Genomic DNA, 20,034 nt, shown 5'->3' on the forward strand with positions numbered 1-20,034 from the left:
TAAAACGTATAATCTTAAGCGTTCATTGCTTCTGCACCGGAAACGATTTCTAGAATCTCCGTTGTAATAGCAGTTTGACGCGCTTTATTATAAGTTAATTTTAGATCTTTTAGTAGTTCAGATGCGTTGTCAGTCGCTTTATGCATCGCAGTCATACGTGCACCTTGCTCTCCGGCAAATGAGTCCAAAATCGCCTTGAAAATTTGAGTTTTCAAAGATTTAGGAACGATTACATCCAAAATATCTTCTTTGTTTGGCTCGAATATGTAGTCCACTGTAGCACTTGAATCATTGCTTTCTGGTGGAACAACAGGTAGGAACTGCTCTTCAACTACAATTTGAGTAGCCGCATTTTTGAAAGTATTGTATACCAATACGATTTCATCAAATTGACCTGCAGCGTATGCATCCATAACCTTTTGAGCAACCTGCTCTACGTTATCGTAGGTGAGATCATCGAAAAGTTCGTTTGCATGCTCTGGTAAAGTTCCATCAGTAACAGCATATCCGTCACGAACCATTACATCGGCTGCTTTCTTCCCAATGCTAAGCACTTTTACATTCTTATCCGAATACTTGTTATCGATAAGATCTTTTGTTGCTTTAACAATTTGAGAATTAAAACCACCACATAAACCACGGTTTGATGTGACAGGAATCAATAAAACATTTTTCACTTCGCCATGAGGACCGTAGATGCTTTCTGAAGAATCCAAGCTTGAAGTTAAATTGGATAAAACTTCAGTTAGTTTTTCAGAAAAAGGTCTCATTTGAGTAACTGCATCTTGTGCTTTTTTAAGCTTAGCTGCAGATACCATTTTCATGGCAGAGGTGATTTGCATCGTTGAATTCACCGATGTAATCCTGTTTCTTACCTCTTTTAAACTTGCCATTATTTACGTTTTTAACGTGTTCTAAAATTTAGTATGCAGCTGTCATATCAGCAGCTACTTTTTCCAATACATCAGTTTCAGCGTTGGTATATTTACCAGCTCCTAATGCATCTAAAGTTGCTTTATGAGAAGTTCTCATAGTTTCTAAGAATTCACCTTCAAATTTCTTGATATCCTTTACAGGAACAGCTTGAAGTAATCCTTTAGAACCTAAATAGATAATTGCCACTTGCTCTCCTACCGGTAGTGGTGAGTTTTGAGCTTGTTTCAAGATCTCCACGTTTCTAGCACCTTTATCAAGTACAGCTTTAGTTGCAGCATCCAAATCAGAACCGAATTTAGAGAAAGCCTCTAACTCACGGTATTGAGCCTGGTCAAGCTTCAATGTACCTGCTACTTTTTTCATTGATTTTACCTGAGCAGAACCACCCACACGAGATACAGAGATACCCACGTTAATCGCAGGACGTACACCTGCTAGGAATAAGTTAGACTCCAAGAAAATCTGTCCGTCAGTAATCGAAATTACGTTAGTTGGAATATATGCAGATACGTCACCCGCTTGAGTTTCAATAATTGGAAGTGCTGTTAATGAACCACCACCTTTTACTTTGTCTTTTAATGACTCAGGTAAATCGTTCATTGTTTTAGCGATATCATCATCAGCGATTACTTTAGCAGCACGCTCTAATAATCTTGAGTGAAGATAGAATACGTCACCTGGATAAGCCTCACGACCTGGAGGACGTCTTAATAGAAGTGATACCTCACGATACGCAACAGCTTGTTTTGATAAATCATCATACACAATTAAAGCTGGACGACCGGTATCACGGAAATACTCACCAATTGAAGCACCTGCGAATGGTGCATATACTTGCATTGGTGCTGGATCAGAAGCAGAAGCAGATACAACAGTAGTATAAGCCATAGCTCCAGCATCCTCTAAAGTTTTAACGATCTGTGCAACTGTAGAAGCTTTTTGTCCAATCGCTACATAAATACAGTATACAGGCTCGCCTTTATCATAAAATTCTTTTTGATTGATAATCGCGTCAATAGTAACGGTAGTTTTACCGGTTTGACGGTCACCAATAACCAACTCACGTTGTCCTCTTCCTACAGGAATCATCGCGTCAATAGACTTAATTCCAGTTTGAAGTGGCTCGTTTACAGGCTGACGGAAAACAACACCAGGAGCTTTACGCTCTAATGGCATTTCAACCAACTCACCTTGAATTGGACCTTTACCATCAATTGGATTTCCTAATGTGTCAACCACACGGCCAACCATACCTTCACCTACGTTGATTGATGCAATACGATTAGTACGTTTTGCTGTTGAACCTTCTTTTAAGTCCCCTTCAGGTCCTAAAAGTACAGCACCAACATTGTCTTCTTCAAGGTTCAACGCCATACCTACCAAGCCATTTTCAAACTCAATAAGTTCACCGTATTGGATGTTAGTTAAACCATAAATTCTTGCAGTACCATCACCAATTTGGAGAACGGTTCCTACTTCTTCTAATTCAGCTTCTGAATTAAACCCAGAAAGCTGGTTTCTTAATATTGCTGTTATTTCAGCTGGATTTATATCTGCCATCTTTGTAAGTTCAGATTATAATTTGCTTGTGTATGTTGTATTATATAAGTCCCTTTTAAGTGTCTTTAACCTGTTGGCAACACTTACATCAATTTGATGTGTATCTGTACGGAAAATAAAACCACCGATTAAATCAGGATTGATTTCCTCGTTGATTTCAATTGTACTGTCAGGGGCGTCTTTCTTTAAGAATGCTACGAGATCATTTTTAAGCTCATCATCCATTTTACTAGCTGTAGTAATATTTACAGATAGAATTTTGTTATAAGCTTTATATTGCTTCTCAAATGCACTGAAAATATGTGGTATAATTGATGAACGGCTGTTCTTAGCTAACAGAATCATGAAGTTTAAAGTTGTCGCAGAAATCTTATCAGCAAAGATTTCTTTATAGATAGACACTTTTTTCTCTTCTTGAATTACAGCACTATTCATCATCATAGCTAACTCCTTACTTTCGGTAAGAACATTTTGCATTGTCATAACATCAGTATTCACTGCGTCAAGTTCTTTGCGCTCAATAGCAAATGTTAACAATGCTTTAGCGTAACGTGTTGCTGCTTTATTCAACTTCATCTTAGTTCAAATTCAAGTCTTTTACATATCTCTCAGCCAATGCTTTTTGGTTGTCATCAGAAGAAAGATTTTCTTTAAGAATCAATGAAGCTACTTCAATTGATAATTCAGCTACCTGATTTTTGATATCAACCATAGCTTTTTGCTTTTCAGCTTCAATTGCAGCTTTAGCGTTAGCAGTAATTTTTTCAGCTTCAGCTTTTGCTTCAGAAGCAGCATCGCCAACAATTTTATCTCTTGTTTCACGCGCTTCTTTTAGCATTGCTTCTCTCTCAACTCTAGCTTGTTTTAACAATTCTTCATTGCTAGATTTAAGCTGAGCCATTTCTTCTTTAGCTGCTTTAGCTTCGTCAATGGCATTACGGATACCTTCTTCTCTTTCCTCAACAGAGTTAAGAATCGGACCCCATGCATATTTCTTTAAAATGATAAGTAGAATGACAAAAAGTACACTTTGCCAGAAAAAAAGACCAACCGAAAAATCGTTATATAAACTTTCCATTTTTATTCTTTAAATAAATTTTATAAAGAAGCAGTTACAACCAACCGTTGTAACTGCAATCTTAAGTTTTTAGTTTACTGCGAATAATGCAGCAAATCCAATACCTTCAATCAAAGCCGCAGCAATAAGCATAGCTGTTTGAATTTTACCAGTAGCTTCTGGTTGACGAGCGATAGCGTCCATTGCTGATCCACCGATTCTACCAATACCGATACCTGCACCGATAACAACAAGTCCTGCACCTACGATAGCTGGAATTTCCATAATCTATAAAATTTAATTATTAATATATACTTAATTAGTGATCACCGTGCTCTTCAACTGCCATACCGAAGTATAGTGCTGATAATACAGTGAAGATATATGCCTGTAATGCAGCTACAAGTAGCTCAATTAAAGACAAGAACATAGTTAAACCGAAGAATGCAGTTCCAGCGAAGTAACTATGGAACGTAAACATTAAACCGATCAAACTCATTAATACAATATGCCCTGCTGAAATGTTTGCATACAAACGAATCATTAATGCGAAAGGCTTAATAAATACTCCAAGTAACTCAATTGGAGCCAAAATGATTTTCATTGGAGTTGGTACACCTGGCATCCAGAAGATGTGCATCCAGTAGTCCTTCTTACCGTTGATTTGCGTTAAGATAAACGTCATGATTGCTAAAGAGAAAGTAATCGTGATATTACCTGTGATATTGAATCCAAAAGGCATCAATCCCGCAAGGTTTAAGAACCAAATGAAGAAAAAGATGGTTAATAAATAACCCATGAATTTTTTGTAGTGCTTTTCACCAATGTTTGGAATCGCAATCTCATCTCTAACAAAGATGATGATTGGCTCCATAAATCTACCAAATCCGGATGGTAATTGTTTGTTGTATGATTTAGCCATTCCTTTAAATAGGAAGAATAAAATCAATACAGTCAACATGATGGTAAATACATTCTTGGTGATAGAAAAGTCTAATGGGTGAACATGGTGACCATGTCCATCATCCATAAAGTTTCCTTCAGCGTCAGTAGTATAAATCTTACCGTGCGCTTCTTTGAAGTAATCTCCGTTGCTCTCCACTACACCGTGATGTAATTTAGAAGAACTAAATATGTGTAATCCGTTATCATTCCATAAGATTACCGGAAGTGGAAATCCAACCCCATGTAAAATACTGAATCCATAAGAATCAATAAGGTGATGATCAATGGTTTCTTTTACTGTTTCATCAGTAATACCAGCCTCATGTGAATTGGAAGAAGTCTCGTGATGTTGTGCGTTTAGATTAATCGCAAAAAGCATCATTATCGCGACTAAAACTTTTGTGTATACTTTTCTTTGCATTTCAATCAACAAAATGGTTGCTAAAATTAGGCTGCGAAATTAGGTATTCGATTTTATATATGATAGCAAAAAAGTTGATTTTATTTCATGCAAAAGTCATGATGCTTGGAAAGTTAATATATATCTGATTTGTAGCGTTATAGATAGTGCGCGAAAAGTATCTTTTTTGGAAGGTATTGGATCGAATCTTTGATCAACTAATCCATTTTGTTGAGAATACGAATGAGAAAAGTTGTTTCTAACGTAAGAGAAATGGCGTAAGGAATAAAAAATAAACCAAATTCGGTCTTGCTGATTTCTCCATCTAATGCGTATTCCGGATAAAAGATCAAAAAGAAGATTAAAAACTTGAATAAACTGCCTCCCATAAAAATAAAACCCAGGTTATGGGCTTGTTTTATACGTAGCATATATAGGGTGATCGTTATTGCCAGTGTGAGAATAAAGTTTACCGAATAGGATAAGTAGAATTGACCTGTTGTGATGTCAGTATATTGAGAGACATAGTGGGCGTGAATGAAGTAGGAGATAAACAATGCTATGGATAGTATCGCAGTGAATACTAATAATGGTTGTTTATTCCACATTACTTGTTCAGTTTGTTGACTTGTTGGATGAGATTGTAAAGAGATACCGCCACTGCAAATAAAGTAATGCCTATGGTAAACCAGTTTTTGTCATTGGGATATTGGGTATCTAAGTATTTACCCAGTTTGGCACCTAAATATATAGTGACGCCCATTTGCGCTCCTACACCTGTAAGTTGAATCGCAGTATTAAGCGGTCTTTTCTTTTTGTCTTTGTTCTTGTCCACCCGATGAAATTGCTTTTACTTTTCCTGAAATAGAAAGTTTACCTTCTAATTCTGCACCTGGCTCCACAGATAGTTTGCCGTAGGTGATTTCGCCACTGATTTTTCCTGTAGCTTGAACTTTCAGCATTTCTGATACATTAATAATACCTTTAAGGTTCCCTGAAACATTTCCTGTTACACAGTTCACCTCTCCTTCAATAACTCCAGTGTTTCCAACAACAAGTTTTCCTTTAGAAGTGATCGAACCATCAACTCTTCCGTCAATTCGAATATCACCTTGTGTTACAATATCACCTTTTACTTGAGTTCCTGCAGCCAGGTGGTTGCGCATTACCCCGTCTATTTCGTTTGATTTTGCCATTTTCGATTTTGAATTAAACATAGTTGTTGGTTTTCGGAGGGCAAATATAGGAATTCCTACGAAGTGTAAGGCTTGTAAGGGTATAGGTAAATCTTAAATGTGAACAGAAAATGAAATATTTAGGATTTTTAACAGAATCCAACTAATGAACTCTAAATTAGAGGTCCTTATATTTTATTGTAGCCCATCTTTGGTAGTTTACATGATCTTTTCCTTTATAAAATAAAGCATAGTTCATATAGGACACAATAAAGAAACTATTATGATTAGAAGTAATAGTTTCTAATTTAGATGCATTTTCAAATGCAGTTTTGTAGACCTTAGCTTGTTTTGCGTTTTTAAAAGATTTAATAGTAATCATGTGCGTACCTTTCTTATAAATGATGGATGACATTTTAAGCCCTTCCATTTTAAAATTCGTACGATTAAAATTACTGATGCTGGTTTTAATGTCGCTGAGTTCTTTTCCCGAAGCCTGAACAATAATAACGAAGTTATGTTTGGAAGTTAAGTCAAGTTTGTAATCCATTTCCTCCACTTCAGCTTCCATTTGTTTTTGTTGTGCTTCAGCCAATTCTTTGGCTTTTGCATCTTGAACTTTGATATTTAATCCTTCTATGATTTGTTGTGCACGGATTCCATATTCATCATCGGAATATTTGGTAGCTATTTCAGTAAGTTCTCTTCTTAATGCGTCTTCACCTTCTTCATGACCAATAGCTAAAGCGCGTAAGAACATAGCTTTTGGTTTTATTCGGGTATGTCCGTAGTTGTCGATAATACTCGTACAAGTTTCAATAGTTTGTGCGTAGTAACCACGTTTGTAGTATTTGATATAAGCTTTTTGATAAATTTTAGAAGCTTCTACAAAATCCTCATTTTCTCTTTCTAAGAAATTAGGGTCTCTAATTACTTGTGCGTACTGAGAGTCAGGAAAATCATTTAGAATTTTATTCTTGTAATAATTTGATTTTGCAAGATCTCCTTCATCTAAATGCATTCTATACAATCTATAGTAACTATCAACGGTGTATTTATGCGGATGGAATCTGTTATTTAGCTCTTCTAAAGTAGAGATGGACATTGGTGTATCTTCCATCTGATCTTTATAGATCACAGACAATGCATAATATGCTTCAATGATTTGATCGTTTGAAGCTTTGACCTGTTCTTCCGTTACCGGGAGATCTTTTAAATAATAATTAGGATCTAACCAATCACCAGAGATTTGTAGTGTGTCTCCATCTTCATTTACAAAGAAATCATTGTCTCCTCCTTCGGTAGAATCATCAAAAGTTTGTTCTTTTGAACTTCTTCTCCAGTTGTCTTCATTTGCACGTCTACCCCAAATTCTTGTAAATTCTTGCTTACCTGCATCCCGTGTGGTTGGATTGTAGAAATACCATTTATTACTTCCAGCTGGTAAACCTCCAAATCCACCTGGTCCACCCGGACCACCGGCAAATCCTCCCGGATTGTTTAATGCTCCAGCCTCAGCTTCAGTTTTATTTTGTTCCTCTAATAGTCTACGCTCTTCTTCATCCACTCTCTTTTGAATAATGTCTGCAATAAGATCTTCTCTTTCTTCGGGATCCATTTTAGCCACCATCTGTAAGCTATCCTGAGTTTCGATAATGATAATTTGAGCAACTAGATCTTTTAGGTTGTTGGATAATTTCCGAATGTTTTCGGCATCTGGGAAATCGTCTGGCATGTAAGTCACACAACTATCATAGTTGGCTTGTGCTTTTTGGTATTCTGGTTCCTTAAAATAAATCTCACCAAGACGTAAAAAGGATTTTGCTTTTTGATTGTTGTTGTCAATGCTGGCTACAGTTGATTTTTCGAGATAATCAATAGTTTGCGGAAGATCTCTTTCGTTATAAGACATTTCTGCAAGTGCATAGTAGATTTGATCTTGAAATTCAATATACTTTTCATCTCGCAACATTTTAAGAAGTTCTTTACGTACTCCTTCTGCTCCACCTGTTTCCAAACTGTAAGCCATTGCCATTTGAATGCGTGTATAAAACTCCATCTTGTATTCAGGATGCATTTTCAATACACGAGCAAATACACGCATGGATTCTTGTCGCTCTTCCTGATCTTTATAAAGCTGACCAAGTAAATATGTTAAACGAAGCCTTTCAGGTTTTTTCTTGGCGTGCGAAATAGCGGTGAGTAGTTCAGAAATTGCGCCTTCCATATTTCCCTGTGCAAGAAATATAGAAGTATACATTTTACTAATATCCAGTTTAAGTCTTTCAGGAAGTTCTTTGTCACTTTCCAGGTGTGAAAGGTATTTTAAAGCTTTTTCATAATTTTCTTCTTTGGCATATAATCGGGCTAACCATAATCGAGCATCAAAACGGGATTCCTGATCTTTATATTTTCGAGCAGCTTGATTAAGAAGTTTATAAGATTTGGCAAAATCATTTTTATAATAATAAGCTTTACCCATTAGGAAATAACAGTCGTCAATCCATTTGGTGTATTCTTTTCCTCTCTTTTTAATGGAGTTTTTGGTGATCACCTTCGCACATTTCTCAACCACAAGATCCATGTCTGAAGAAACTAAGTCAGCTTGCTCAATCGGTAGTTCTTTGTAAACAGGAAGAATTTTAGTGTAGTCATCTGGCATAGCCAAATCAATCTTAAGTTCGGCTTCCTTCATGATTTCATTGGCATTAAAATATCCATTGAAACGTGTCAATACACTATGGTAATAACGATGTGCCCACCCGGTTTTTTTGGTGGAACATCCATTAAAAAGAAATAGTCCTGCAAAAAGGAGGACTACCAGTGAATACTTCTGAAGGTTTTTTGTCAAGATAACCTGAATGAGATATTTGTTGCTGTTAACTGATTTGCGCCAAAAATATTTTATTTTATTAGAATAAATTCATTAATCTTTTCTATTAATAGAAAGAATCATGATTTTTGTAGCACTTTATGGAAGAAAAACCAGAGAAAAGACGAAAGAAAGTAATCCGGAAACTCAGGTATAAGTTTCGTTTGGTAATCATCAATGATGATACCTATGAAGAGCATTTTTCACTAAAATTAAGTCTGTTAAATATCATAACTGCCGTTGGTTTATTGATGATTTTTGTGGCTGTATTTGTAGGTGGAGTACTCGCATTTACACCATTAAGAGAATATATCCCAGGTTATTCAGATTTGGAAACCAAGAAGAATGCCGCTTATGCCGCGCATAAAAGTGATTCACTGGCGAAAGAAATCGCAATACGTGATGTTTATCTGAAGAATATTAAAAATATCTTATCAGGTGAAATTGCTGCAGATTCTATTATCGAAGCACCATTTGAAGACGTTAGGATTGAAAATATTCAAGATGTAAAAAGTCAGGAAGACTCCCTGATGAGAAAGAGTATAGAAGAACAAGAACAATATGCTTTGCATAATTCTGACGGGGAGATTGAAGATAAAGTGTATTTGTTTTTTAATCCGGTGAAGGGTACCGTAATTGAGCATTTTAATGTGAAGAAAGGACATTTTGGTGTAGATGTGGTGACCAAAGAAGGAGAACCCATTAAGTCGGTAATGGATGGAACGATTGTGATGGCAGATTATACAACTAAATCTGGTTTTGTAGTTCAAATTCAACATCATAATGATTTACTTTCGGTGTATAAGCATTGTTCAGCTGTATTAAAACAAACCGGAGAAGTGGTGAATGCCGGAGATCCAATTGCTGTTGTAGGGAATACAGGAGAGTTGACCACAGGTCCACATTTACATTTTGAATTATGGGAAAACGGAATCCCAATTGACCCTGAAAATCACATTATATTTTAATGGCGCAAATTATTGTCTATACTGATGGTGCCGCAAGAGGAAATCCTGGCCCAGGTGGATATGGTATTGTTTTAATGTCGGGAATTCATAGAAAAGAATTGTCTGAAGGATTTAGAAACACTACGAACAATAGAATGGAGCTGCTGGCTGTGATTGTAGCTTTGGAAAGCATTAAAGGAAGCGGACATTCGGTAACCATTTATTCGGATTCAAAATATGTGGTGGATTCTGTAGATAAGGGCTGGGTTTTTGGATGGCAGAAGAAAGGGTTTAAAGGGAAGAAGAATATCGATTTGTGGAAACGTTTTTTGGTCGTGTATTCAAAAAATCCTGTTAAGTTCATTTGGGTAAAAGGACATGCAAATATTCCGGAAAATGAGCGTTGTGATGCACTTGCTGTTGCAGCTTCCAGGCAAGAGAATTTACCTCCCGATGTAGGATATGAAGAAAATAACTAGTAAAATTCATTGTTCGTAACTGATTGTTTATCAGTTAATTTTTTTGGCTTTGTCAAAGAAATGTCACCAAATAACCCCACTTAGAATTCAAGCCTTTCGTGTTAAGGGGTAATTCAGGCCAATTACGTAATAGCTTTTTTTTTACCTTATTAAATCTCTATACGATGAAACAATTAATATGGATCATTTGTCTTGGAATTCATGTGTTTACGTTTGGTCAAAACAATCCTCCGGTTGCAGTTGATGATACGATTTATTTAACTTATGGTGAAGCGCATTCTGTGGATTCAATCAAGTTAAACCTCGATTTTTTGTCAAATGATTATGATGTAGATGGACATGGCTTTCAATTAGAATCGGTCATTTATACAGGTCAAAATCAAATCACATCTTTAAAGCCCGGAAATTATATTATTTGGCTGCATTACTATCCGGCAGCAGGTTATTCAGGTACCGAATCTTTCAAATATGTTATTCGAGATAATGGCTCCTCAGCCATGCGTGATACAGGAGAGGTGACTCTGATTGTGATGCAGAAGTCGTTTGCACAATTGACAATAAACAACATTAATGCAACCATTGATAAAGATGCGTTGTTTGTTAATCCCCAAGTTTATGGAAATGGTTTTTCAAGCCCTAAAATTAATGGGGTGCGTTCAATTTTTGGTTCAAATATCTGGATCTCCGGTTTACATAATAATACCGTACATTCTAATATTAGAACTTATGGCTCATGGTTAGGGACCTTTACAGGGAATTCAGGACCAGTGTCCAATGTATCACATATGGATTCATTATACAATACCAAGTGGGATCGTGTGTGGAAAGTATCAGCGCATCAGATAGATTGGCATAAAAATCATTGGAATGATTTGGGGTATCAAGTACCTCAAGAATTATTGGACTGGCCTGCACATGGAAATATTGTGAATGGTGAGGCTGCGAATCTGGCACCATTTTTCGACTATAATAATGATCAAACTTATAACCCGTATGATGGGGATTATCCATTAATTAAAGGAGACGAAGCCATTTATTTTATTTATAATGATGGGTATTCTGAGGTTTCTCTTCATCCTATGTTTGCAGAGGTTCACGGAATGGCATATGCTTTTGGTTGCGGAGACTCAGCGCTAATGAATACTGTATTTGTAGATTACAAGATTTACAATAGATCAAATAAGACGTATTATTCAACTCGAGTAGGTATGTGGAGTGATTTGGAGGTGGGAGATGCATTAGATGATTATATTCAATGTGATGTAGATCGAGGTATGTTTTTCGCTTATAACGGAAGTGATTATGATGCGAGTTATAAGAATCATCCTGGAGCTCAGGCTGTGGTGATATTACAAGGATTAAAACAGGATGATGATGGGATTGATAACAATGCGGGGATTGGGCCGAATCAAACCGTTAACGGAAAAGGGTTTGGCGATGGTATTGTGGATAATGAATATTGGGGAATGGAATATTTCCAGTATTATGTAAATACTTCTGGATCTGTATTATCTGATCCTCAGATTGAATGGGAGTATAATAATTATTTGCAAGGGATGTGGAAAGATGGTTCTAACATTGTACATGGGGGAAACGGTCATTTTAGTTCAGTTCCTCCTAATCCAACCGAAACTAAATATATGTTTCCCGATAATTCTGATTCGCAGAATTATGGTACCAATGGAACATCCGTACCGGTTTGGAATGATGCATTGGTGCAAGCTCCTGGAGACAGGAGAGGAGTTGCATCTACTGGACCGGTTACGTTTGCTCCGGGTGATGCAATTGAATTAACATATGCCTTTGTTTTGGGGAGAGATTATAATGTTGTTGGTGCTCAGGCAGGTGTTGATGTGATGTTGGAAAGAGTTGATTCGGTAAGAAGTTACTATGCCCAGGGAAAGTTAACTCCGTGTGGGTTCCCACTAAGTGTGGATCCGAAAGACCCGGAAATAGGTATGGAAATATACCCGAATCCTACACGTGATATTGTATATGTAAATCTGGAAAAACCAGATAATATGAGAATTGATGTTCTTGATGCTGCGGGTAGAGTATTGCAGACAAGAAAAGTAAATCAATCAAATGTGATCATAGATTTGACTCAGTTTTCAAACGGAATTTACTTTATTAAGGTTCACTCAAAAGATAAAGTAAGAGTTGAAAGAATAATGAAGCGATAATAATTCAATATTGGTGTGAATGAATTGATTGTTATAGAAGTTATTTAACCTTAAGCAGCTCGTTAGAGTTCGTATATAAGAAGATTTTGTTTGATAGATGAAATTTCAAGCGCGCATCCTTTTTTTCGTAGCAACGCGTGCTTGAAATTTCTCGTTTTAATGACTTTATATATTGGCTAGTTCTTTTAGGTTTTTAGATTTGTCCGAAAACAAATATAATGCAGTTACCTAAAAAAGTTAAAATTAGTGACATAACCATTAGAGATGGTTTTCAACATGAAGAGCATTTTATTCCAACTGCATCAAAAATTTGGCTGGGAAAGCAATTAATAGATTGTGGGTTTAAATCGATTGAAGTTACCAATTATGGTAATCCTAAAGGAATGCCACAATTTCAAGATGCGGATGAGGTGCTTCAGGGGATTCGAAAAACAAAGTCGGGTTGGAATGGCGCTCCCGAAACTCAGCTTACAGCGGTAACTATACGTGAAAAAGCTATAGAACGAGCGATTGAAGCCAAAAAACAGGGGTACGGGCCTGATAGAATATTGTTGATGGTGTCTACGAGTGAGGCACATCATAGAGTAAATTCCGGTTTGTCTTTAGATGAATATTGGAAAATGTCTGAGGAGTATATCCGAAAGGCAAAGGATGCAGGGCTAAAAGTCTGTGGTACGGTAAGTACCATCTGGGGGTGCCCGATTTCAGGCCCTACTGAGATGAGTTTAGCTGTTGACTTTACAGAAAGATGGTTGAATATGGGAGTGGATGATGTGGAACATGCAGATCATGATGGCTCCGCTACTCCTCAAAGCATATACGAATATTTCACAATGCTATTAGACCGGGTGAAAGTTCCGGAAGAGCATATTGTGCATTTACATACCACCAGAGGATGGGGTTTAGCGAACGTGTTGGCTGCACTTCAAGCTGGAATGGTCCATTTTGAATCTACGATGGGAGGAATAGGCGGACAGCCAGCAAACTTTGTAGATGGAGTGCCTGTGGCGGGAACAGGGGCATACTATATCAAGGATCCTAACATCTCAGGATTGGTGAGTACCGAAGATTTGGTGGTGATGTTGGATGAAATGGGTATTGATACTGGACTTCATGTGGAGAAGATATTAGAAACCGGTGAGATGGTAGAGAGAATTGTCGGACGTAGATTACGTTCTGAGAGTATTAAGAGCGGTAGAATAAAAATATAATAACATAAAAAAAGCGCTTCATGTATGAAGCGCTTTTAAATTCTATAAGAGGTTACCAGCTACCTTACTTCTTAGCAATTTGATTTGTAGAGTAATCTACAACCTGATAAACCTTACCGTCTTTATAATGGGTCCAGGTTCCTGTTTTTTTACTATCTGCAAAATAACCGATAGTTTGAAGTTCAGTATTGATATTATACGTAATCCATTTTCCACTTAACTTTTCATTTTTGAAATAACCCGTTTCGTAAAGTTCTCCGGTTTCAAAATAGTATGTGGCTTCAACTAAATCCGGTGCAATCTCAACAAACTTTAATTTTAAGTTCCCATTAGCATAAAACTCCTCTCTCACTACTTTACCATCTTGAGCAAATAAACCTGCGCTTAATACAGTAAAAAGTCCTAATAAAATTAAATTTTTCATAATCGTCTGGTGTTTGTTACAGTACAAATATAATAAGATTATGGAAATATTACGCCAATGTTAAGCTAATATTAACCAATGTAAAACAGATCTTAACTTAAATGTTTTAAAAACAGCGTTTTAGCTTCAGTCTGTTTTATCTTAAATGTTAACAATAGACTTAACATTAACTTAATAAACGAATGGAATAAGGAATAATTCGAGATTTAAAGGGATAAAAACTAATAGAATTATGGGAATTCCATTCATATATTTATCAACCTTTTGAATTCTTTCTGCACCTTTTCGATCTGATTGAAAATTGGCGTATTTTCGCGCCAATGAGTAAGATGAAGAACATACGTAATTTTTGTATAATCGCACACATTGACCATGGTAAAAGTACTTTGGCGGATAGATTATTACAGGAAACAAATACCATATCAGAACGTGAAGCTCAGGATCAGTTATTGGATGATATGGATTTGGAGAGAGAGAGAGGTATTACAATAAAATCTCATGCCATTCAAATGAGATACCTTCAAGATGGTGAAGAGTATACATTGAACCTAATTGATACCCCAGGGCACGTGGATTTTTCTTATGAAGTATCACGATCAATTGCTGCATGCGAAGGAGCATTACTTATTGTCGATGCGACTCAAGGGATTCAAGCGCAAACCATTTCAAATTTATATTTGGCTCTAGATAGTGATCTGGAAATTATTCCGGTACTGAATAAAATGGATTTGCCTAGTGCTATGCCTGATGAGGTCTCAGATCAGATTGTTGATTTGATTGGATGCGAGTATGAAGATATTATTCCAGCTAGTGGTAAGACAGGTATTGGTGTAGATAAGATATTAGAAGCTATTGTAGAAAAGGTGCCAGCACCAGTCGGAGATCCGGTAGCACCTTTGCAAGCCATGATTTTTGATTCGGTGTTTAATTCTTTTAGAGGGATTATTGCTTATATCAGAGTATATAATGGAACCTTGAAGAAAAGAGATTTGGTGAAGTTCTTAAATACCGATAAGGAATATTATGCGGATGAGATCGGTGTATTGAAATTAAATCAAGAACCATGTGATACTTTATCTGCCGGTGATGTAGGTTATATTATTTCCGGAATTAAAGTAGCGCGAGAGGTAAAAGTTGGGGATACCATTACAAGAGTTGAGGATCCGTGTGAACCTATTACAGGTTTTGAGGATGTGAAGCCAATGGTATTTGCGGGTGTTTATCCCGTAGAGAATGATGACTATGAGGAGTTGCGTGATGCAATGGAGAAGTTGCAATTGAATGATGCTTCTTTAACGTACGAGCCCGAAACATCAGCAGCATTAGGGTTTGGATTTAGATGTGGCTTCCTTGGAATGCTCCATATGGAGATTATTCAAGAAAGGCTGGAAAGAGAATTTAATATGACGGTGATCACTACTGTTCCAAACGTATCTTACATAGCACATACGAAGAAAGGAGAAACTTACACGGTGATGAACCCATCAGAGTTTCCGGACCCAGCTATTTTGGAATACGTAGAAGAGCCTTATATCTCTGCGCAAATTATTACCAAAGCAGATTTTATAGGGTCAATTATGACGCTCTGTATTGAAAAACGTGGTATTCTTCAAACGCAGAACTATTTGACTACAGATCGTGTTGAGATTATATTCCACATGCCATTGGGTGAAATCGTATTTGATTTTTACGATAGACTAAAGACAGTATCCAAAGGATATGCTTCCTTTGACTATCATCCCATAGATTATCAAAGATCAAATCTGGTTAAATTGGATATTCTTTTAAATGGCGATAACGTAGACGCTTTGTCTGCGCTGATTCATAGGGATAATGCATATAATCTTGGTAAGAAGATTTGTTCGAAGTTGCGTGAACTCATTCCGCGTCAGCAATTTGATATTGCGATTCAATCCGCGATTGGGGCTAAAATTATTTCCAGAGAGACCGTTAAAGCGGTACGTAAAGATGTAACTGCAAAATGTTATGGTGGAGATATTTCCAGAAAACGTAAACTTCTGGAAAAACAGAAGAAAGGTAAGAAGCGAATGCGTCAGGTAGGGAACGTTGAAATTCCGCAGGCAGCGTTTATGGCAGTACTAAAATTGGATTAAAAAAATCCCGATTCTTTTGAATCGGGATTTTTGCTTTTATATAATAAGGTTATTTGCTCGTTAAATGTATTTCTTCTACTTGAAGAACCTCACCGGTATCGGAATTATATAGGAATACAACTACATCCATATTTTCAGGTTTCCAGTTATCATTAATTTTTACCGAAATTTCGTCAGCTGGAGAAATAACTTCTGCAACATCACCCATGGACGGGTCTGTGAATATTGTCTTTCCATCACCGCCTCCAGGGAACCCAACTCTTAGAACATGATTGTGCTCATAGTCCTTTACATAAGGATCGTTCAATCTACTATCCTTTTGAGGAGCTATGATTTTGTTTTCCAGTAAATAACCTACAATCGCAATGTTTCCAGTTACATTTTGCAGACATGTAGCTTTATATCTCACGCGTAAAGAACGATCACCAGGTTTGCTATTATAGATGTTTTCTAATTGCAACTCGAATCTAGGAGCCATGTATGTTTGATCCGCAATAAGCTTATTTACTTCTTCTGACCATTTTTGATAATCCACTTTAACAGCTCCACTTATTTCCGTGCGGTTTAGTAATCCTCCTGGAAATCCTGAGATTTTGTATTTGATGAGAAGTTTTTCACCGGTTTTCGTTTCAAAATCTGAAGGAAAGGGATGTTCCGGGTCACTCATATCAACTTTGGCAAATGAGCCATTATGTATGGCAACAGATATAAAATCTTCTGGGTGATCAGTTTTTATTTGTTTTGCGATATCCGCCCCTTCAGGACAATTTGGGCATTTATGACCTGTGAATTCCTCAAGCATAATTCTTCGTTTAACGACTGTAGTGTCATTGTAAACAGTGTCGTTATATTGCTCATCACCCGGGCGAGCTCCGTTATTATTATAAGGTTGGGTAATTAAATTGCAACTATAGGTAATGGTAAGGAGTAAAAATGAATATCCAAAAATTCTCTTTTTCATGATCGGTTGATACTGGTTATTAACTACGAATATAACATTCTATAAATGTGATAATGCATATAATCTACGGAAAAATAATGGTTTAGGTTTTAAGGTGATTTCTAAATGGAAATAAAGTTAAGCTCAAAAAAAATCCCGATTCATTTGAATCGGGATTTTTTCATATTAGCAATAATATTATTGACTTGTAAGAGAGACTTCTTCAGCTTGAAGAATCTCGCCTGTATCAGAATTGTATAAGAATACAACTACTTCCATATTTTCTGGTTTCCAGCTATCGCTAACCGCCACAGAAATTTCATCTGATGGAGATATGACTTCAACAATATCCCCCATAGAAGGGTCCGTGAATATTGTTTTACCGTCACCGTCACCTGGGAATCCGATTCTAAGAACATGATTGTGCTCATAGTCCTTTACATAAGGTTCGTTCAATCTACTATCCTTTTGTGGAGCTATGATTTTGTTTTCCAGTAAATAACCTACAATCGCAATGTTTCCAGTTACATTTTGAAGACATGTAGCTTTATATCTCACGCGTAAAGAACGATCACCAGGTTTGCTATTATAGATGTTTTCTAATTGCAACTTGAATCTGGGAGCCATGTAAGTTTGATCAGCAATAAGCTTATTTACTTCTTCCGACCATTTTTGATAGGCTACTTTGACATTTCCATTAATTTCTGTACGGTTTAACATTCCGCCAGGGAATGCTGCAAATTTGTACTTAATTCTAAGTTTTTCACCAGTTTCTGTTTCAAAGTCCGAAGGATATGGATGCGTTGGATCGCTCATATCTACTTTAGAAAATGCGCCAGAATTGTGTATTGCAACCGAAATGAAATCTTCAGGATGATCTGTTTGTATTTGTTTAGCAATATCAGCTCCTTCAGGACAATTTGGACATTTATGACCCGTAAATTCTTCCAGAATAATTCTTCTTTTAACAACGGTTGAATCGTTGTAAACAGTATCGTTGTATTGTTCATCACCTGGTCCAGCCCCTCCCTCAGGATATGGATTGGTAACCACATCGCAACTTGCAGCTACGATAGATGTTAGTATGATAAATCCAAATAGTTTTTTCATAACGTTTATGTTTAGAACGTGCTGGATAAAGTAAGTTTAACACCATTAGATGCTGGTACTACACGACAAATTCCTCCTACACAGAATAAACCTTCTCTTTGTCGGCCATAGCTTAACATGATCTTATTGGCCTTTTGTGTATATCCTACAGCTGCAGTGAAATAGTGTATTCTTTTTTCAGCAGATTTATTTCCGTAATTGTATTGATCCAATAATGAGAACGACCAATGAGGAGAAACAGTATATTCCGCAACAAATGCGGCCCAATCGCCATCATGTTGATCTGTGAATAATGTTTGAGCTTCTACTCTTAATGTATTCTTTCTATCAAATTTAAATTTCCCCTCGGCAATAAAAACGTTTGCCAAAATATCTGATTCCCCTGGTTTCCCTTGAAGAATATCTATGTTGTAAAACAAGTTCTGATAAGTGAATTTTAATTGAAACAACTTTGAGAATTTATGAACGATTTTCATATTGAAATCATGCCATAATTTTGTGTCTCCCGGTTTGAATAAATCTGCAGAATAACCTAAACGAGTAGTCTCCATATCATTCAGGTTTGTGGTATCTACATCATTTGCAAAAGAGAAATTAACGAATAAAGTCGTTCCATATTTTCCTCCTAACAGAGATTTACGCTTAAACTTGTATACTGCATCCACCTGAAACGCCATTTCATTTTGAAGTTGAGTCGCATATGGATAAAGCGTTGCCATCAACAAATAACTGTGCGGCTTTGTTAAAGACGGAATAAAGTTAATGTATTCTTCCGTAAATTGACTGGAGTTGTCTCTGTCACTACGATAAGACATGTTAATCAATGTATGCGCAGTAACATTAATTCCGAAACCTCTTTTGGAGTAACCTAAACCTGCTTCTAACGATTGACCATTTCTAAAGATATATCGGTTATCAGCAGAAGGGTCATTGTATTTATAAGCGTATTCACTGTATACATACATCCCTTTTCTGGAAACTTTAAATCTACCATCAAGAATCATTACGTTTTCAGGTAATACCAAATCCGGACTATTATCAGGTTGGTATTTACTTACTACACTACCACCAAACTGAATCTTGGTAGGGTTGTCTTTTAAATTATCCAGTAAATCGTTTAGCTGAACATTTAAATCAGCTCCACGAACGATACCCTCACTTTGAGTAAAATAATTCCTTTGAGTACCGATTAACATTTTAATTCCAACTCCCTTGTTGTTGTACTTTACTCTAAAACCATCAAAAGAGTTGTCGACACCTAATGTCGGTTCAAAATAACTTCTTAAAGGAAATCCATTACCGAATTGTTCATAGAAGTTTCCCGCAGTGAAATCAAAATTACCCAATTTATAACCAGCATATCTATAAGGAATTCCATTTCCAATATATTCTGGACTATAACCTAATAAGGCATTTTGATAACTTTCATATCTAATTCCAGCACGGAAGTTTCCTTTGGTATAATTTAGGTTAAGAAAACCATTAAACAATACTTGTTCAGGAACATCAGGTGCACCAATAAGGGTATCATCACGATAGTATTGAGCCCCCAAATCGAAGTTTCCATGAATTTGACCTAAATCGGTACCAGCTGGTATTGGAGAATTTTGTGCGTTAACCTGAAACGCAAATACAGTTACAAATAAAAATGAAACTATTATTTGAATCTTACGCATAATGA

The 20,034-nt window shown here is 36.5% G+C and carries 19 protein-coding genes; 5 read left to right on the plus strand and 14 right to left on the minus strand.

The features are described 5' to 3' along the window. Positions 1–14: 14 nt before the first annotated feature. From atpG to KFE94_08430, 10 genes are all read right to left on the minus strand, one after another. Positions 15–893: an ATP synthase F1 subunit gamma gene (gene atpG / locus KFE94_08385; GenBank protein UTW68115.1), complete on the minus strand. Its 879-nt coding sequence runs from the start codon at positions 891–893 to the stop codon at positions 15–17. 28 nt (positions 894–921) lie between these two features. Next, positions 922–2,496, minus strand: a complete 1,575-nt coding sequence (gene atpA / locus KFE94_08390) for a F0F1 ATP synthase subunit alpha (protein UTW68116.1) — start codon at positions 2,494–2,496, stop codon at positions 922–924. A gap of 15 nt (positions 2,497–2,511) precedes the next feature. Further along, a complete protein-coding gene (gene atpH, locus KFE94_08395) occupies positions 2,512–3,066 on the minus strand; it encodes an ATP synthase F1 subunit delta (GenBank protein UTW68117.1) in 555 nt (184 codons plus the stop codon). A gap of 7 nt (positions 3,067–3,073) precedes the next feature. Next, positions 3,074–3,574, minus strand: a complete 501-nt coding sequence (locus KFE94_08400) for a F0F1 ATP synthase subunit B (protein ID UTW68118.1) — start codon at positions 3,572–3,574, stop codon at positions 3,074–3,076. Between the two features lie 69 nt (positions 3,575–3,643). After that, positions 3,644–3,838: an ATP synthase F0 subunit C gene (gene atpE / locus KFE94_08405; GenBank protein UTW68119.1), complete on the minus strand. Its 195-nt coding sequence runs from the start codon at positions 3,836–3,838 to the stop codon at positions 3,644–3,646. A 34-nt stretch (positions 3,839–3,872) separates the two neighbouring features. Continuing rightward, positions 3,873–4,919 (minus strand): F0F1 ATP synthase subunit A, encoded by a 1,047-nt coding sequence (gene atpB, locus KFE94_08410; GenBank protein UTW68120.1) that lies wholly within the window; start codon positions 4,917–4,919, stop codon positions 3,873–3,875. 197 nt (positions 4,920–5,116) lie between these two features. Beyond that, a complete protein-coding gene (locus KFE94_08415) occupies positions 5,117–5,506 on the minus strand; it encodes a hypothetical protein (GenBank protein ID UTW68121.1) in 390 nt (129 codons plus the stop codon). Next, complete coding sequence (locus KFE94_08420; protein UTW68122.1) at positions 5,506–5,733, minus strand: AtpZ/AtpI family protein; 228 nt, start codon at positions 5,731–5,733, stop codon at positions 5,506–5,508. Before KFE94_08420 ends, KFE94_08415 begins: the two co-directional genes overlap by 1 nt. Continuing rightward, on the minus strand, positions 5,696–6,094 hold the full coding sequence (locus KFE94_08425) for a polymer-forming cytoskeletal protein (protein UTW68123.1): 399 nt from the start codon (positions 6,092–6,094) through the stop codon (positions 5,696–5,698). Before KFE94_08425 ends, KFE94_08420 begins: the two co-directional genes overlap by 38 nt. 157 nt (positions 6,095–6,251) lie before the next feature. Beyond that, on the minus strand, positions 6,252–8,924 hold the full coding sequence (locus KFE94_08430; protein UTW68124.1) for a tetratricopeptide repeat protein: 2,673 nt from the start codon (positions 8,922–8,924) through the stop codon (positions 6,252–6,254). A gap of 122 nt (positions 8,925–9,046) precedes the next feature. Here KFE94_08430 and KFE94_08435 point away from each other — a divergent pair, with 122 nt between their 5' ends. From KFE94_08435 to KFE94_08450, 4 genes are all read left to right on the plus strand, one after another. Next, a complete protein-coding gene (locus KFE94_08435) occupies positions 9,047–9,913 on the plus strand; it encodes a M23 family metallopeptidase (GenBank protein ID UTW68125.1) in 867 nt (288 codons plus the stop codon). Then, positions 9,913–10,371, plus strand: coding sequence for a ribonuclease HI (gene rnhA, locus KFE94_08440; GenBank protein ID UTW68126.1), 459 nt, complete (start codon positions 9,913–9,915; stop codon positions 10,369–10,371). Before KFE94_08435 ends, rnhA begins: the two co-directional genes overlap by 1 nt. 164 nt (positions 10,372–10,535) lie before the next feature. Then, the gene (locus KFE94_08445) at positions 10,536–12,554 is read left to right on the plus strand and encodes a T9SS type A sorting domain-containing protein (protein UTW68127.1); all 2,019 of its coding nucleotides are present in this window, start codon (positions 10,536–10,538) and stop codon (positions 12,552–12,554) included. Between the two features lie 218 nt (positions 12,555–12,772). Beyond that, positions 12,773–13,765: a pyruvate carboxyltransferase gene (locus KFE94_08450; GenBank protein ID UTW68128.1), complete on the plus strand. Its 993-nt coding sequence runs from the start codon at positions 12,773–12,775 to the stop codon at positions 13,763–13,765. A gap of 64 nt (positions 13,766–13,829) precedes the next feature. On the opposite strand, the gene KFE94_08455 is transcribed toward KFE94_08450, so the two are convergent. Beyond that, positions 13,830–14,189, minus strand: coding sequence for a hypothetical protein (locus KFE94_08455; protein ID UTW68129.1), 360 nt, complete (start codon positions 14,187–14,189; stop codon positions 13,830–13,832). A 329-nt stretch (positions 14,190–14,518) separates the two neighbouring features. Between KFE94_08455 and lepA the strand changes: the two genes are divergently transcribed. Next, complete coding sequence (gene lepA / locus KFE94_08460; GenBank protein UTW68130.1) at positions 14,519–16,303, plus strand: translation elongation factor 4; 1,785 nt, start codon at positions 14,519–14,521, stop codon at positions 16,301–16,303. A 49-nt stretch (positions 16,304–16,352) separates the two neighbouring features. On the opposite strand, the gene KFE94_08465 is transcribed toward lepA, so the two are convergent. From KFE94_08465 to KFE94_08475, 3 genes are all read right to left on the minus strand, one after another. After that, positions 16,353–17,264, minus strand: a complete 912-nt coding sequence (locus KFE94_08465) for an Omp28-related outer membrane protein (GenBank protein ID UTW68131.1) — start codon at positions 17,262–17,264, stop codon at positions 16,353–16,355. Between the two features lie 177 nt (positions 17,265–17,441). Then, complete coding sequence (locus KFE94_08470; protein ID UTW68132.1) at positions 17,442–18,353, minus strand: Omp28-related outer membrane protein; 912 nt, start codon at positions 18,351–18,353, stop codon at positions 17,442–17,444. 11 nt (positions 18,354–18,364) lie between these two features. Beyond that, entirely contained in the window at positions 18,365–20,029 is a 1,665-nt protein-coding gene (locus KFE94_08475; protein UTW68133.1) for a hypothetical protein, read from the minus strand. Positions 20,030–20,034 lie beyond the last annotated feature (5 nt).

It is taken from the genome of bacterium SCSIO 12643, assembly GCA_024398135.1.
Lineage (GTDB): Bacteria > Bacteroidota > Bacteroidia > Flavobacteriales_G > Salibacteraceae > CAJXZP01.